Origin of the sequence: Glaciihabitans sp. GrIS 2.15 (assembly GCF_035984695.1) — a bacterium.
Taxonomy (GTDB): Bacteria; Actinomycetota; Actinomycetes; order Actinomycetales; family Microbacteriaceae; genus Lacisediminihabitans.
The window spans coordinates 68,720-84,635 of the sequence record NZ_JAXCHU010000005.1; the positions used below are offsets into that span (position 1 = coordinate 68,720).

At 64.7% G+C, this 15,916-nt stretch carries 15 protein-coding genes; 5 read left to right on the forward strand and 10 right to left on the reverse strand.

What is annotated here, in order from left to right:
• The first annotated feature begins 32 nt into the window (after nucleotides 1-32).
• From RCH11_RS08730 to RCH11_RS08745, 4 genes are all read left to right on the forward strand, one after another.
• Nucleotides 33-179: a hypothetical protein gene (locus RCH11_RS08730; RefSeq protein WP_327056610.1), complete on the forward strand. Its 147-nt coding sequence runs from the start codon at nucleotides 33-35 to the stop codon at nucleotides 177-179.
• 13 nt (nucleotides 180-192) lie between these two features.
• A complete protein-coding gene (locus RCH11_RS08735) occupies nucleotides 193-603 on the forward strand; it encodes a hypothetical protein (protein WP_327056611.1) in 411 nt (136 codons plus the stop codon).
• A gap of 92 nt (nucleotides 604-695) precedes the next feature.
• Entirely contained in the window at nucleotides 696-1,967 is a 1,272-nt protein-coding gene (locus tag RCH11_RS08740; RefSeq protein WP_327056612.1) for an MFS transporter, read from the forward strand.
• A gap of 182 nt (nucleotides 1,968-2,149) precedes the next feature.
• A complete protein-coding gene (locus RCH11_RS08745) occupies nucleotides 2,150-3,541 on the forward strand; it encodes an MFS transporter (protein ID WP_327056613.1) in 1,392 nt (463 codons plus the stop codon).
• 148 nt (nucleotides 3,542-3,689) lie between these two features.
• On the opposite strand, the gene RCH11_RS08750 is transcribed toward RCH11_RS08745, so the two are convergent.
• From RCH11_RS08750 to RCH11_RS08760, 3 genes are read right to left on the reverse strand one after another with little or no spacing between them, the layout of a single operon-like run.
• Nucleotides 3,690-4,529 (reverse strand): ABC transporter permease, encoded by an 840-nt coding sequence (locus RCH11_RS08750; protein WP_327056614.1) that lies wholly within the window; start codon nucleotides 4,527-4,529, stop codon nucleotides 3,690-3,692.
• Nucleotides 4,526-5,356: an ABC transporter permease gene (locus RCH11_RS08755; RefSeq protein WP_327056615.1), complete on the reverse strand. Its 831-nt coding sequence runs from the start codon at nucleotides 5,354-5,356 to the stop codon at nucleotides 4,526-4,528. The genes RCH11_RS08750 and RCH11_RS08755 overlap by 4 nt, the downstream gene beginning before the upstream one ends.
• Nucleotides 5,353-6,279 (reverse strand): ABC transporter ATP-binding protein, encoded by a 927-nt coding sequence (locus RCH11_RS08760; protein ID WP_327056616.1) that lies wholly within the window; start codon nucleotides 6,277-6,279, stop codon nucleotides 5,353-5,355. Before RCH11_RS08760 ends, RCH11_RS08755 begins: the two co-directional genes overlap by 4 nt.
• A 125-nt stretch (nucleotides 6,280-6,404) precedes the next feature.
• Between RCH11_RS08760 and RCH11_RS08765 the strand changes: the two genes are divergently transcribed.
• The gene (locus RCH11_RS08765) at nucleotides 6,405-8,243 is read left to right on the forward strand and encodes an ABC transporter ATP-binding protein (RefSeq protein ID WP_327056617.1); all 1,839 of its coding nucleotides are present in this window, start codon (nucleotides 6,405-6,407) and stop codon (nucleotides 8,241-8,243) included.
• A 510-nt stretch (nucleotides 8,244-8,753) separates the two neighbouring features.
• Here RCH11_RS08765 and RCH11_RS08770 read toward each other — a convergent pair.
• The 7 genes from RCH11_RS08770 to RCH11_RS08800 form a co-directional block, all read right to left on the reverse strand.
• A complete protein-coding gene (locus tag RCH11_RS08770) occupies nucleotides 8,754-9,542 on the reverse strand; it encodes a TrmH family RNA methyltransferase (protein ID WP_327056618.1) in 789 nt (262 codons plus the stop codon).
• Nucleotides 9,539-11,011 carry an NAD-dependent succinate-semialdehyde dehydrogenase gene (locus RCH11_RS08775; RefSeq protein ID WP_327056619.1) on the reverse strand — a complete coding sequence of 491 codons (1,473 nt, stop codon included), beginning with the start codon at nucleotides 11,009-11,011 and terminating at the stop codon, nucleotides 9,539-9,541. Before RCH11_RS08775 ends, RCH11_RS08770 begins: the two co-directional genes overlap by 4 nt.
• A gap of 15 nt (nucleotides 11,012-11,026) precedes the next feature.
• Nucleotides 11,027-11,608 (reverse strand): isochorismatase family protein, encoded by a 582-nt coding sequence (locus RCH11_RS08780; RefSeq protein WP_327056620.1) that lies wholly within the window; start codon nucleotides 11,606-11,608, stop codon nucleotides 11,027-11,029.
• Nucleotides 11,609-11,613: 5 nt separating this feature from the next.
• Nucleotides 11,614-13,287 (reverse strand): D-alanyl-D-alanine carboxypeptidase/D-alanyl-D-alanine endopeptidase, encoded by a 1,674-nt coding sequence (gene dacB / locus RCH11_RS08785; RefSeq protein ID WP_327056621.1) that lies wholly within the window; start codon nucleotides 13,285-13,287, stop codon nucleotides 11,614-11,616.
• A 19-nt stretch (nucleotides 13,288-13,306) separates the two neighbouring features.
• Nucleotides 13,307-14,323 (reverse strand): Gfo/Idh/MocA family protein, encoded by a 1,017-nt coding sequence (locus tag RCH11_RS08790; RefSeq protein ID WP_327056622.1) that lies wholly within the window; start codon nucleotides 14,321-14,323, stop codon nucleotides 13,307-13,309.
• 22 nt (nucleotides 14,324-14,345) lie between these two features.
• The gene (locus RCH11_RS08795) at nucleotides 14,346-15,293 is read right to left on the reverse strand and encodes a hypothetical protein (protein WP_327056623.1); all 948 of its coding nucleotides are present in this window, start codon (nucleotides 15,291-15,293) and stop codon (nucleotides 14,346-14,348) included.
• 402 nt (nucleotides 15,294-15,695) lie between these two features.
• Nucleotides 15,696-15,914, reverse strand: a complete 219-nt coding sequence (locus RCH11_RS08800) for a hypothetical protein (RefSeq protein ID WP_327056624.1) — start codon at nucleotides 15,912-15,914, stop codon at nucleotides 15,696-15,698.
• Between the last annotated feature and the right edge of the window lie 2 nt (nucleotides 15,915-15,916).

Below are 15,916 nucleotides of genomic sequence, written 5' to 3' on the forward strand. Positions count from 1 at the left end.
TCACCCGGAGCACCGAAAGGTAGGCTGGCTACGTGAGTAACCCCTTCAAGATCCTGATCGTGATCGCCATTGTCATCGCGGTGGTACTCGCTGCCGGGTTCACCTACGTCGTGTTCCTGAAGAATCCCGGCAAGGTCTCGCGCAGCCTCAGCAGTCACTCCGTTATCGAACCGGCCTGAGGTGCGGCCGCCGGTGCGGCTCTTCGCGGCTGTCGCCGCCGTCGTGGTCGTGGCGCTCGTGGTGCTCATTGTGGCACTGAATTCCGGCTCACGCCCGGTGGTCACAACGATCACCGGCATCCAGTACAGCCAGTCCACGGCCGTCGCGGGGTTCTCCGATTCTGCTCACCAGACGACGGATCCCGCACGCATTGCCGCGTTCACGGCCATCGTCAAGAAGTACTCGATCGACGTGACCCAGTTCGACCAGTCGCTTAACGATGTCTGCACCGGCGGGCTGGCAACTAACGTCACCCTCGAATTCGCCGATTCGAAGACGGCAAAATTCCGCGTCTACGACTGTGGGCGCATCGAGCCCCGTGGCACTTTCGTGAGCGACGCTTCTGCACTGTTCACTCGCTGGGCCACAGCCGACGGCGCGTAGCACGCCCAGGTCCCAACGTCCCGAACGGGGGCCGCGGCTGGCCTGTTTTCGTGCATTCAAAACGCTATTCTGGCGACGGAGGAGCTTGACGAATGACCGCACCGACACTGCCTGCCGCATTCACCCCCTTCGCCGAGCCGCGACGGAAAGTATCGGCACGCTGGATCGCACTGTTCGCCACGGCGTGGCTGGGCATCTGGATGGCGCAGCTCACGCCGATCCAACTGCTGCTTCCCCAGCAGATCGATGAACTGTTCAAGCCGAAGGACTGGGTGTCGAGCGTCGTCGCATTCGGCATCATCTCTGGCATCGCCGGCGCCTGCGCTCTCATCGTCTACCCGCTCACGGGCGCACTCTCCGACCGGACCACGTCTCGTTTTGGACGCCGTCGACCGTGGATCTTCATCGGAACTCTCGTCTTCGCGATCGCGCTGTTCCTCCTCGGCGCGCAGACCTCGATCGTGGGGGTCGGCATCTTCTGGTCGCTCGCGCTCAGCGGTTTCTGTATCATCTCTGCAGCCGTCACGGCCACCATCTCCGACCAGGTGCCGGTCAACCAGCGTGGTTTCGTCTCGGGCTGGGTGTCAGCTCCACAGGCGGTCGGCACCGTGCTCGGCCTCGTACTCGTCCTCGCCCTCGTGCTCACGACCTTCGTCGGCTACACACTGATGGCAGTGCTTCTGATCGTGTTCGTCGTACCCTTCGTGCTGCTCATCCCCGACGAGGTGCTGCCCCGGGTGCTTCGGGCCCCGTTCACTTTCGGCAGCCTGCTGCGCGGATTCTGGGTCAACCCCATCCGCTTTCCCGACTTCGGCTGGACCCTTCTCGGTCGTATCCTCGTCAACCTCGGCAACGCACTCGGCACCACGTTGCTCCTGTACTTCCTCATGTACGGACTCGGGCTCGGAAAAGCTGCAGAAGACGACCTGCTCATTCTCACGATGATCTACCTCGTTTTCTTCATCGCCGCGGCTCTTGGCTTCGGAAAGCTCAGCGACCGAATCGGCCAGCGTAAGGTTTTTGTCTATGCCGCCGCCTACCTTCAGGCACTCGCCGCACTGCTACTCGCCTTCGCGCCCGCGCTTTCTGTCGCCATGGTTGCGGCAGGCCTACTCGGTCTCGGCTATGGATGCTTCATGGCCGTCGACCAGGCCCTCGCGACCCAGGTACTTCCCGACTCGCACAGCCGGGGTAAAGACCTCGGAATCATGAACATTGCGACGGCCGTCCCCCAGGCGTTCGCTCCGCTCCTCGGAGCGTTCCTGGTCGCCGCCGTCGGGGGTTTCACCGGGCTCTTCGTCTGCTCGGCGATCGCCGCGACGCTCGGCGGCCTCGCCATCCTGCCGATCAAGGGCGTGCGGTAGCGCGTCTGCGGCATCCGCCCCCGTCCGCCCCCCGGTCCAGCGGCATCCACCTCCCGTTTTTGCGACCACCTCCGTGTTCGCACAGGGTGGTGGTCGCAAAAACGGGAGACGGTGGGCGGGATGGCCCCCAAACGGGGGGTAGGGTCGGAGGCGGTCATTCTCGTCTCTAGGGAGCATTCGTCATGTCATCGCCTGCCGCCACCGCCTCCGCACCCGCGAATCCTCGCTCCCGCGTGATCCTTGCGAGCCTGATCGGCACGTCGATCGAGTTCTACGACTTCTACGTTTACGCAACCGCAGCCGTGCTCGTCTTTCCCGCCCTGTTTTTCCCGGCGCAGTCACCAGCCAGCGGGCTGCTGAGTTCCTTCGCCGTCTTTGCCGCCGCCTTCATCGGCCGACCGATCGGTTCGATCCTCTTCGGCCACTTCGGCGACCGTATCGGCCGCAAGGGCACACTCATCGCGTCCTTGCTCACCATGGGCATCGCAACCTTCCTGATCGGCTGCCTGCCCTCGGCATCCACTCCCGGCTGGAGCGTGCTCGCCCCATTGCTTCTCGTGGTCTTCCGGTTCGCCCAAGGAATCGGCCTCGGTGGGGAGTGGAGCGGAGCCGCACTTCTCGCCACCGAGAATGCGCCGGCCGGCAAGCGTGCGATCTATGGCACCTTTCCCCAGCTGGGAGCACCGATCGGCTTCATCATCGCCAACCTGCTCTTTCTTCTCCTCAACCTCACCCTTCCCGCTGACGCGTTCGCGGCCTGGGGGTGGCGCATCCCGTTCCTCGCCAGCGCCGTGCTCGTAATAGTCGGTCTCTACGTAAGATTCCGGTTGGTCGAGGCTCCGGCCTTCACCCGGGTGATCGAGCAGGGGGCAGTGGCCCGCGTACCGCTGGCCTTGGTGTTCAAGACCAGCTGGCGGCAACTCATCCTCGGCACGTTCATCATGCTCGCCACCTACGTGCTCTTCTATCTGATGACCACCTTCACGCTGGCCTTCGGTACCGCAGCGCGAACCGTCGAGGATGCCGCCGCGGCAGCCAGTGCGGCAGGCAAGCCGTTCAATCCGAGCTCGTTCGTGCCCGGATTGGGCTTCAGCCGCAACGAATTTTTGATCATGCTGATCATCGGGGTGGTGTTCTTCGGAATCTTCACCCTCGTCTCCGGCCCGCTCGCGGAACGCTTCGGGCGGCGACGGATGCTCAGTGTGGTCACAATCGGCATCATCGTCTTCGGACTGCTGTTCGTGCCGCTTTCAGGCGGTGGCACCGTGGGAGTGATGGCCTGGCTCATCCTCGGCTTCTCCCTCATGGGACTCACCTTCGGGCCGATGGGGGCCCAGTTGCCCGAGCTGTTCGCGACGAACGTGCGATACACCGGCTCTGGCATCAGCTACAACTTCTCAAGCATCCTCGGTGCGGCGGTCGCGCCCTACATCGCGCTTGCACTCTGGGCGCTGGCGGGCGGCAGCACGATCCTCGTCGGCGTCTACCTGTCGCTGGCGGCCGGGATCACCCTCGTGGCCCTTCGATTGAGCAGCGAGACTCGCGACAGCGACTTCACGACGATAGTGGAGTAGCCGCCGCGCACCCCGCACCCCCTCCCGTTTTTGCGACCACCTCCGTGTCTGCACACCGTGGTGGTCGCAAAAACGGGAGGTGGACGGGGAGACGCGGCAGTGCGGCCACGCGACGGCGGACGAGGAGCGGAGGCGGATCGTGCCGGGGCTAGTCGAGGAAGAGCGTGCGCAACCGACGGGTCGTGAACACCAGCCCGACGGCGATCATCACGACGTAGTACAGCACATGCCCGATCATCGCGACGCTCAGCGCTCCCGTTGTCAGGCCCCGCACGAGTTCGACGCCGTGCCACAGCGGTAGCGCCTGGATCAGCCACTGAATCGCCTGCGGGTAGACACTCAAGGGGTAGAAGGTCGCCGAGAAAAGGAACATGGGCAGCATCACGAAGTTGATCCAGTCCATCTGCTGGAATGTCTTCATATAGCTGGTGATCGCCATTCCGAGGCTCGCGAACCCGAAGGCGATGAGCAGTACCGCCGGGATTGCGAGGATCGCTGTCCAGGAGCGGTTGAGGCCGAGCACCTGCATCACAATGAGGAAACCCGTTGCATAGACCGCGCCGCGCAACAGCGCGAGGAAGATCTCACCGAGTGCCACATCCAGCGGCCCCAGCGATGTCGCGAGCATCCCCTCGTACAGCTTGGCATACTGCATCTTGAAAAATACGTTCCAGGTGGAGTCGAAAATCGCCCCGTTCATCGCCGACACCGCAAGAAGTGCCGGCGCTATGAACGCCGCGTATGACACGGGCTGACCGGTCGTCGTAGAGACCGAGCCGACCAGGGCGCCAAGGCCGATACCCAGCGACAGCAGATAGAACACCGGCTCGAAAAATCCACTCAGCACAATGAGCCAGTTGGAACTGCGGGTGGCGAGGAGTCCCCGCGCGATGACCGCCCGAGAGTTGCCAGCGTAAAGCGAACCGATGCCGCCGGCACGGGGCTTTGGCACCGGCCGGAGGGGGGCACGGGCAGGGGTCCCGCTCATTTGTTGAGCCTCCGTGTGACGACGACCTGGGTGCGCCCCCAGCCATAGACACAGAGCGCCAGGGGGTAGAGCACGTGCACGATGGTGAGCCAGCCGGGCTCGACCGCGCCGTAGCTCACCACGCGACCCAGCTCCGTGCCGTGCCACAGCGGTGAGATCCACCCGATCCACCGCAAGAAAATGGGCATCTGGGTGAGCGGGAAGAAGGTACCGGAGAAGAGAAAAAGCGGGATGATGATGAACCGCTGGATGAAGGCGGGCTGGCCGACATCCTGCTCAACTGTTGCCATATAGCTCGCGATTACCAGACCGAAGGCCATTCCGGTGAGAACCGCGATCGGAATATCGAGCACGCCGAGTGGCGACGGAACCGCCCCGAACACCAGCATGACGAGGTAGTAGATGAGGGTGGTTGGCAGCAGCCGGGCGAGTACGGCGATGAAGATTCCGTTGACAATCTGGGCACCCGAGATCGGCGCGGCGTTCATCCCGAAGAAGATCGGATTCCACTTGAAGCCCATGAGAATCGGGTAGGTGCACTCCTCCACCGCCGCCGTGACCGCGGCCGAAGCGATCAGGGCGGGCGCGACGAAGGCAAGGTAGCTCGTTCCACCGAGTCCGTTGTGCCGGTCGACGAGAGTCGCCAGCCCCACCCCGAGCGCAAACAGGTACATGAAGGGGCTGCCGATCGCCGTGAACAGCAGGGTTTTGTAGTAGCTCCGGATGCCGCGAATGCGATGCTCGGCCACATACCAGGAGCCGTAGCGGCGCGGTTTCACTCCGGCGGCGATCGCCCGGGCCAAGGGAGTCTCGATGGCGACTGTCATTCGATCAGACTCCGCCCGGTGAGCCGCAGAAACACGTCCTCGAGGCTGGACCGCCGCACGAGGGTGGTGATCGGGGTAAACCCCTGCGCGAGGATCCGGTCGAGGTCGGAGTCGCCGTCGTTGCTGTAAATGAGGATTCGGTCGGGGAGCACCTCGATGCGGTCGCCGATGCCGACCACTTGCGTGGCCACCGTCGCGTTGTTGTCCGAGCCGAACCGCAGTTCGAGCACCTCGCGCGTCGAATAGGTGCGGATGAGATCGGCCGGCGCCCCTTCGGCCATGATCGTGCCCTTATCGACGACAACGATGCGGTCACAGAGTTGCTCTGCCTCATCCATGTAGTGCGTGGTCAGCACAAGGGTCGTGCCCTGCTCCTTGAGGCGAAACAGCCGATCCCAGAGGATATGCCTGGCCTGCGGGTCGAGACCGGTGGTCGGTTCGTCGAGCAGGAGGACCCTCGGGTCGTTCATGAGGGACCGCGCAATAGTCAGTCGGCGCTTCATCCCACCAGAGAGGTCGTCCACCCTTGACTTCTTGCGGTCGGAGAGCTGGGCGAATTCGAGAAGCTCGTCAGCCTTGGCGGCACAGGTGGAGGTGTTGATGCCGAAATAGCGTCCGTAGACAATGAGATTGTCACGCACGCGCAATTCCATGTCGAGGTTGTCCTGCTGGGGAACGACGCCCAGCTGCGACCGGATCTCCGGGCCGTGCTCATTGGGGTCGAGACCCAGAATCTCCAGCGAGCCGCTCGTGCGTGTCGAGACAGCGCCGACCATGCGCATCGTCGTCGACTTGCCCGCCCCATTCGGCCCGAGGAAGCCGAAGGACTCGCCCGGCGCGATCTCGAACGAGATGCCGTCGACCGCCGCGAAATCCTTGTACTTCTTGGTGAGGAGATGAGCAGCGATGACAGGTGAGGGCACGGTAGACAACCCTAACCAGTTCCTCGGACATGCAGAGAGTACTGAGCATGTTCCCCGCGGAGTACGTGTGTCCATCTACACCGTGCCTAAGCTTGACTGTTCGCCTCGGCCATCCGAAAGACATCATGAGCACAAGCACACAACCCCCTCGATCTCGTTCGCCATTCGCCCGTGCAAAGAAGGACGAGGGACCGCGCGCGAGCTTCCGCCAGCTGCTGCCCTACCTGCTCGAGCACAAGAGGGTGCTCGGTATCGTCATCGCGCTGAGCGTGCTCGGCGCCGGGACCGCATTGGCGCAGCCTCTGTTGGTGAGCCAGGTGATCGCCCGCGTGCAGAAGAGCGAGCCGCTCGGCGCGCTGGTGTTCCTGCTCGTGGCTCTCGTCGTGATCTCCGCGATCCTCTCCGGGGTGCAGCACTACCTGTTGCAGCGCACCGGAACCAGCGTTGTGCTCTCGGCCCGACGGCAGCTGGTCCGGCGGATGCTGCGGCTCCCGATCAGCGAATTCGACACCAGGCGCACCGGCGACCTGGTCTCCCGGGTCGGATCTGACACCACTCTGCTCTACGCCGTCCTCACTCAGGGGCTCGTCGATGCCGTGGGTGGGGCGCTGATCTTTCTCGGTGCGCTCATCGCCATGCTCGTGATCGACCCCGTGCTTCTTGGGCTCACCGTACTGGTCATAGCGGTCTCGGTGGTCACGGTCGTGCTGCTCTCGGGACGGGTGCGCGTCGCCAGCCGCAAGCAGCAGGAGAAGGTGGGGGATCTCGCCTCCTCCGTTGAACGTGCGCTTGGAGCCATCCGCACCGTTCGGGCTTCGAATGCCACCGACCGCGAGACGGCCGCAATCGAGAAGGATGCGACCGGTGCCTGGGAGATGGGAATCCAGGTCGCAAAAATCTCGGCTCTCGTGGTGCCGATCGCCGGCATCGCCCTTCAGGTGTCGCTGCTCGTTGTTCTCGGTGTCGGCGGATTCCGCGTGGCCAGCGGCGCGATCACTATCGCGAACCTCGTGGCGTTCATCTTCTTCCTGTTCATGCTGATCATGCCGCTCGGCCAGGCCTTCGGTGCCATCACCTCGGTTAACCAGGCGCTCGGGGCGCTCGGGCGCATCCAGGAGATAGTGACCCTGCCGAGCGAGGCCGAGCTCGATGGCGCGATCGAGCCGGCCGCACCGTTGCCGTCGGATGCCGCGATCAGTTTCCACGACGTGGTCTTCACCTATCCGGATGCGGCACGGGCTCCCGGGTCCGCTGACGATGATGAAGGTGTCGCGCGCAAGGATCTCACCGTGCTCCACGGCGTCTCGTTCGATGCGCCACGCGGCCAGCGTACGGCTCTCGTCGGTCCGTCCGGCGCCGGCAAGAGCACGATCCTCGCACTGATCGAGCGCTTCTACGATCCGACCTCGGGTATCGTGCGACTCGGCGGCGTCGACATCCGCGGCCTCGATCGCGAAGCGCTGCGGGCCCAGATCGGCTATGTGGAGCAGGATGCGCCCGTGCTCGCCGGTTCACTGCGCGACAACCTCACGCTCGGTGCCCCGCACGCGACCGATGAGGAGTGCATCCGGGTGCTGCACGACGTGAATCTCACCGAGGTGCTTGAGCGTAACGAGAAGGGACTGGATGCCGCTGTCGGCGAAGAGGGAGTGATGCTCTCCGGCGGCGAACGCCAGCGTCTCGCCATCGCTCGCACCCTGCTCGCGGCGCCGCCCATCCTGCTTCTCGACGAGTCGACCTCGTCGCTCGACGGTCTCAACGAGCAGCTGCTGCGCGAAGCGATCGATGCCGTCGCCGAGAACCGCACCCTGATCGTGATCGCACACCGGCTCTCCACCGTCGTCGACTCCGACCAGATCGTGGTGCTCGACCATGGACGGGTCGTCGGCACCGGCACCCACTCCGAGCTGGTGAAGAGCACCCCGCTCTACCGCGAGCTAGCGAAGCACCAGCTCCTCGTCTAGGGCCGACTCCTCCTTCCGCGCGGCTCCGTGGCCGCGCCTCCGCGCCGGCCCCTCTGCGCCTCTGCGCCCCAGCCCCCGCGCCTCCGCGCCCATGCCTCCGCCCCTCTGCGCCCCCGCCCCTCCGCCTCCGCGCCCATGAGTGACACTCGCGCCCGAATTTTCGGGCGCGAGTGTCACTCATGCACGCACGCGCGCGCCACTCGTGCACGCACACAGGCGTGTCGCTGCTGCCTGCACGCACGGGTGTCACGGGTGTCACTCCTGCACGCACTCAGGCACGAACCCACCCACGCAAGCACGAACCCACCCACGCATGCACTGGTGTCGCACGCATACACGCGTGTCACTCAAGCACGCGCGCGTGCCGCTCGTGCACGCACACAGGCGTGGCGCACGTGCACGCATGGACCCGTGAGTGAGCAGAGACGTCGAGAGTGTTGGTTGCACACCACGGCCTTCGTGGATGAGAGCAGCCGATCATCCGACCGCAGCATTCGGGACCCCTGAGGCTTAGCCGAGCGCCCACATCGCCACCGCCGCGGTGGCCGCCACATTGAGCGAATCAATTCCATGCGCCATCGGAATCTGCACAATGGTGTCAGCGCTGGCGAGCGCCTCTGCCGTGAGACCCTCCCCCTCGGCGCCGAGCACAAGCGCGAGCTTCTCGGGCGCCACAAAGTCACGCAGGCTCACGGCATCCGGGCTCAGCGCCAGGGCCACCACCTGAAAGCCGGATGCCGCGAGTATCTGCCGCGCGGACGGCCAGTCCCCGAGGCGCGTCCACGGCACCTGGAGCACAGTGCCCATTGACACCCGGATGGCGCGCCGGTAGAACGGGTCGGAACACCGGGGCGTCACGAAGACGGCATCCGCTCCGATGGCTGCGACCGAGCGGAAAATCGCGCCGACGTTGGTGGGGTCAGCCACGTTTTCGAGGATGATCACCCGTCGGGCCCCCTCGAGCAGCGAGGTCGCAGTCGGGAGTGCAGGCCGGTGCATCGCCGCGATCAGCCCGCGATGAAGCAGATAGCCGGTGAGCTCCTCAAGCAGTTCACTCGGCCCGGAAAATATCGGCACGTCGCCTCCGACGATGGCCCTCGCCTCCTCAACGGTGTTACCGAGGGCGAGCACGGAGCGCGGACGGTGCCCGGCGGCGATCGCACGCCGCAGCACCAGCACCGACTCGGCGATATAGAGCCCGTGCTCGGTGCCACGGGCCTTCTTGAGCGCAACATCCGTCTGGTGCGAGTAATCGGCGAGCCGGGGATCGGAGAGATCCGCGATCTCGACGACGGTCACGCGACGGTGTGTGGTGCGAGCACATATTTCGTCTCGAGGTACTCGTCGATTCCGACGTCTCCGCCCTCGCGGCCGAGCCCGGACTGCTTGACCCCACCGAAGGGCGCCGCCGCATTCGACACGACTCCCACGTTGAGGCCCATCATTCCGGTCTGGATGCTGTCGATCAGTCTCAGTCCGCGGGCCAGGTCGCGCGTGAAGGCATAGCTCACCAAACCGTACTGGGTGTCGTTGGCCTTGGCCACGGCATCCGTCTCGTCGCTGAAGGTCGTGATCGACAGCACCGGCCCGAAAATCTCCTCGCGCAGGATGTCGCTTCCGGGCGTCACGCCGGTAATCACGGTCGGCGCATAGAAGGTGCCATCGCGGTCAACGGGGGATCCGCCGGTAAGGACTATCGCCCCCCGGGAGACCGCATCTTTCACCAGGTCATCGGCTTTTGTAACCGCAGCGGCATTGATGAGCGGGCCGATCGCGACACCCTCCTCGGTACCTCGGCCGATTGTCAGGGCATTCACCCGCGCGGTCACACGAGCGGCGAATTCTTCGGCAACCGCCTCGTGCACGATGAATCGGTTCGCCGCCGTGCAGGCCTGGCCGATGTTGCGGAACTTGGCGATCATCGCGCCGTCTACCGCGGCATCCAGGTCGGCATCCTCGAACACCAGGAACGGCGCATTACCGCCAAGCTCCATGGAGGTGCGCAACACGTTGTCGGCGGCCTGCTTGAGCAAGCGCACTCCGACGGGGGTCGATCCGGTGAAGCTCAGTTTGCGCAGCCGAGGGTCTGCGATGATCGGCCCGGAGACGTCTCCGGAGGTCGAGGTGGTGATGACGTTGAGCACGCCCTTCGGCAAGCCCGACTCCTCGAGGAGTCGTGCGAAGTAGAGGGTCGTGAGCGGGGTGAGCTCCGCCGGCTTCACCACCGCCGTGCAGCCCGCGGCCAACGCTGGGGCGATCTTGCGCGTCGCCATCGCGAGCGGAAAGTTCCACGGCGTGATGAGGAAGCAAGGTCCCACCGGGAAGCGGGTGACGAACATGCGCCCGGTGCCCTCCGGGTTCACGCCGTAGTGACCCCCGATACGCACAGCCTCTTCGCTAAACCAGCGAAGGAACTCGCCGCCGTATGTGACCTCGCCGCGTGCCTCCGCGAGAGGCTTGCCCATCTCGAGAGTCATCAGCAGGGCGAATTCGTCTGCCCGCTCCTGCAGCAGATCGAACGCACCGCGCAGGATTTCACCGCGCACCCGCGGAGCGGTGGACCCCCATGATTCCTGGGCCGCAGCGGCGGCATCCATTGCCAGAGCGCCGTCTGTGACGGACGCGTCAGCGATGGTCTTGATCACCAATCCAGTCGAGGGATCTACCACCTCGATCGCTCGGCCAGAAGTGGATTCAACCCACTCTCCTCCAATGAAGAGTCGGTCGGGTACCTTGGCAAGCAGTTCGGATTCAGAGATCGCACTCATGCTTCCAGTCTAGTTTTACGTTGACCTTTCGACTCGCACTCCAGCGGATACCAGCTGCTCGAGCGCGAGAACGCTCGATGCCGCCGCGACCCCCACGATGAGGTCCTCGAGAACCCGAACCGTCCGTCCGCTCGCCTGCGCATCAAGGGCGGATGCGAGCACGCAGTAATCCGTGGCGATTCCGACGACGTCGATCTCCTCGACGCCCAGGTCGTCGAGTCTCTGCGGCAAGGGCTCGCCATCATCCGTCACACCCTCGAAGATCGAGTATGCCGGGCACCCCTGGCCCTTGCGCACGCCCACCGTGACCGCCGAGGTGTCAAGCGCCGGATGGTAGTCGGCACCGGTCGTGCCTGCCACGCAGTGCACCGGCCAGGTGGTGACGAAGTCCGGGGCATCCGTCGTCGCGAAATGACCACCGTTATCGTTGTCGGCATCATGCCAGTCGCGGGAGCCGAACACCTGGTCGTAGCGATGCGGATGCTGAACCAGATAACGCGTGATGCCCGCGGCGACAGCGGCGCCGCCCTCAACCCCGAGGGCGCCTCCCTCAGTGAAGTCGTTCTGCACGTCGATGATGAAGAGAACGCGGGTCACGAGCGTCAGTTATTCGACAGGTTGTTGCCGCATTTGAAGACGGCCGTTGTGATGGTGTCAAGGGCAGGAATCGTGCGGCTGTTGATCGCTCCGAGAGCGTAAAAAGCGAACGACAATGTCGCGCCATCGGTGGCGTGCACCACACCCGCGAGAGCATATTCAGACTTGATCCAGCCGGTCTTCGCATTGACGGCACCGCGGGCGACCGCGTTAGCCCCGGTGAACCGGCTCGCGAGCGTGCCGGTTTTGCCGGAAATCGGCAGGGCGTCATAGATGATGTTGAGGTTCTGCTGGCCGCCGGCGACCTTCGCCATCAACCGGGCGACGAACGTGGCAGGCACGACGTTGTTGTCGCTGAGCCCCGACCCATCACGAATGCCAACGCCGGTCGTTGTGAGTCCGTACTTGGCGAGCGCGGCCGGGATCACCTGGGCGAGGGAGGCGGACGAGCCGTTGCTTCCCGCGACCTTCGAGGTCTGGCGGGCGAGGTATTCCCCCAGCGTGTTGTCAGATATTGGCAGCATGTAGGCCACGAGGGCGCGCACCGGTTGCGACTTTACTTCGCCGAGCAACGTCGCGCCCGCTGGTGCGGTGCCGGTGGTCACGTGCGCGGCCCCGGAGATGCCGAGGTCCGCCGCGAAGGCGGCACCCGCATCCGCGATCGGATCGCTGCTGCGCTGGCTGTTCTGTGCCTGGGGATTTGCTCGCCCGCCGTCGACGGTGAGGGCGGTGACTTCCGGCTGGGAACCCTCGGACTGTTCGGTGCGCTCCCAGCTCGGATCCCAGTTGTCGGTGGGGTCCCAGTAGGTCGAATCGAGCACGATGTCGGTGATCGGCACAGAGCTCTTGGCCCGCGCCTGGGCGGCGAGGTCACTGAGTTTCGGAGCGCCGCGATACACGCTCTCCTGGCCGGCGCCAAGAGCGCTGAGCGTGGGATCGCCACCACCGACCAGCACGACAGAACCGGGGGTCGATCCCGCGTAGACCTTCGTGGATATCTGATAGTCAGGGCCGAGCACGGTAAGTGCTGCCGCGGCAGTGAGCGTCTTGAGCACGCTCGCAGTGCGAGATGGCGTCGCACCATTGCGATCGAACAGCACCTCGCCGGTGGTGGTGTTGATCACACTGCCCTGAAAAGTGAGCAGGTTCGGATCCGAGGCGGGCGCCGCGACCGAACAGGTGCGCAGGCGGGTGGCTGCGGCGATCGCGGCAGGCACCGGCCGGGTCGGCGTGGGCGAGGGCGTCGCGCTCGGGTTCGCCAGGGAAACCGGAGTGGAGGCATCCGCTTTCGAGGATCCGACAGCGGCACCGGCGACGATCGACCCCGTCGCCAGAAGCACGAAGACCACACCGAGGGCGGAGAACAGCCAGGCATTGGGATGCTTAGCGACCATTGCAAAGATGCCTCCGCGAGCGGGCTGAGGGGCCGCGGACCCGAATGCTTCGGCGATCGGGGACGTCACGAGCACCGTGGTCTCCTGCTCGGCCGTGGTCTCCTGCTCGGCCGCGGTCTCGTGCTCGACCGCGGGAAGCACAGAAGTTGCCTCGGCCACCGATGCCGACTGCGCAAGCTCGCGGGCTTCCCGCCGGGTCAATGGCTGCGTCGGCGGCGTCACCGATGGCGCATTCAGGGGATCGATCGTGGGCTCTGCGGCCTGCGGATCTTGCGGGTCACTCACACCCCCATGATAACCGGGCTTATTCTGCGGGGTACGAGAGCCCGATCTGGGCACGCACGGCGTCGAGGGTCTCCATGATGCGAATACTTTCCCTGGCCGGAAGGATCACAGGAGAGAGGTCGCCCTCCCTGATTCGGCGCTCGAACTCCCACGCCTGGAACTGCATACCGCGGTGCGAAACAGAGTTTTCAAAGCGTTCCACCACCCTGTCCTGATTGTCGAACACCGTGAAGGTAGTGGGCGCATACCAGACGGCGTCCACGGCGATCCGCCCTCCCCTTCCGAGGATCGATGCGGTGTTCGGTCCCTTCGTATCGAGCGCCGAATGGAGCACGGCCTGTCGGCCATCCTCAAATCCGAGCAGGATTGCGGTCTGCCGATCGACATCGGTCGCCGTCTTCGCCGCGATCGCGCACACCGTTTCGGGCGTGCCGAACAGATCGAACGCGAACGACACCGGGTAAATGGCGAGGTCGAGCAGCGCCCCGCCGCCGAGCGTCGGATTGTTGATGCGGTGCAGGGGGTCTTTCGGCAGGTCCTGGTTATGGTCGGCAATGAGCGTGCGCACGTCACCGAGGGTTCCGGCGGCGATGATCTCGCGGATACGCAGCATATGAGGCAGAAAGCGCGTCCACATCGCTTCCATCACCACGAGTCCATGGGCCTCACCTGCCTCGACGACCGCAATCGCCTGGGCCGCAGTGAGGGTGAAGGCCTTCTCGATGAGCACGTGTTTGCCCGCTCGCAGTGCGAGTAATGCGTTCTCCGCGTGGAACGGATGCGGCGTCGAGATGTAGATCGCGTCGATTCCGGGGTCGGCCACGAGCGCTTCGTAGCTCCCGTGGGCCGTGGGGATGCCGAACTCGGCCGCGAAGGCATCCGCTGTCTCCTGCGAGCGCGAGCCGACCCCGGCCACTGTGAAGCCGCAGCCGAGGAGATCGGCAGTCTGGGTGTGGGCGATGAATCCGGTGCCGAGGATGCCCCAGCGGATCGGTGCGGTTGGGTTGGTCGTCTCAGCGATCAGAGGAGAAGTCACGAGACGAGAATCTAGCAGGAGCTCAGCATCCGCCCCAGCGCGCCGCGGCGCGGGTGAATCCAGGGTTCTCGTCAGGCACTCCCCCATGGGTCATCGCAAAGTAGATACAGACGCCAGCGGTACTGCCAACAGACGGGCGGTAGAGCGAAGCGCGGTGCGGAAGTGAGTCCCACCACTTTTGGGCCACGGTTGCGCCGCTGTTGCCCGATCCGCCCGCGAGGTTGCCATCGCATCCCCTGGCCGGCACGGAATCCGAGTAGTAGGCGCCGTTATCGTCGGGAGCGAGGCTTCTCACGCCGGAGTGGCCCCAGGTGTTTCCGGGGTTTGTGCTCGGATCCTCTGCCATCCAATAGAGGCGCTGCTCCATGCAGGAGTCATAGCGAAAGTTGCCGGAATCGATGGGCTGGAGACAGTTGGCAGCACGGATCGCATTGAGGGTCGCCGAGAACGACTGGATGTCTCCGCTGGTCGTTCCGCCGATGCCCGATTCGCTTCCACCGGGCGCGCTTCCGCCCCCACCCCCGTCACCCGGGCAGGAGGAACCGGCCGCGGCGGCCGCGGCACGGCGGTCTGCCGTGCTCGCTCCGGCGCTGCTCCCGCCTCCCCGACTGGTGCGCCCGCTACCGGCTACGGTCGGTGCGGCGGGAGGTGCGACGACAACCGGGATCGGCACGGGCTTCTGGCCAAGGTGCTCGGTGTCGGAGGCGAGGTATGCCGCAGTGGCCGCCGCAGTAGCCGATGCAGTAGCCCCTGCGGCTTTGGCGAGAAGCACCTCGTTGACGATGGTGGCTGGCACTGCGACAGAAGTAACGGGAGCCACCGCCGAGGAGGCATAGACCGGAGCCGTCGAACCGGCAGCTGACGCGGAGGACACGCTACCGGTGAGCGATGGCCCACCGCCGCCGACAAAGGGAAGCAGAAGAGTGAGCACGACGGTGAGTATCGTCGTGAGAAGTGCGAACCGCTTCATTCCAGATTCCCCCGAACCCCTATGAGGCCGGCATTCCAGTGCCGAACCTCTTTCCAACGGTAGGTCCCGCACCGAGGCATCACAAGTGAATACGGTAGCTGTGCTGGAAAGTTCCCCCGAAGTGGGGGCGTTTCACTGCGACACTCTCTCCTCATCGAGGGGACAGAATGCACGTTTCTCCCCCCAACCGGGGTACATTGTGCTGGCTCCATGGCTTGGCCAACCTTCGAGAATGCCCAATGAACTACCGATCGCCTCCGGCGCGCGTACCTTCACAGTGGCGTGCCGACTCTTTCCGTCGGGTTTCGCCGGGGTCCGGTATCGTGTGGTTACTGTGCCGGGCCCCCCTTTTTCGCCGGATCCCGTTATTTGCGTCCGCTCAAGCCGGGGTGATTCTCAGCATCACGCGGTCTTTCCTGCCCTCTTTTCGAGGCGCTCAAAGAACATGAAAATCTTGTACTCAGCACTGAACTTGGCGAGGAAGATGGTGTTCAGCTTCGCGGTTACCTCCACACCGGCCGCGATGTGAGGTCGCTCGGCAAGAAGCTGCTCGTCAGCAACGCGAAATGACGCGATGCTGGACTGAACAGAGGACCGGCCCACCGGGCATACGTCGCTCACTT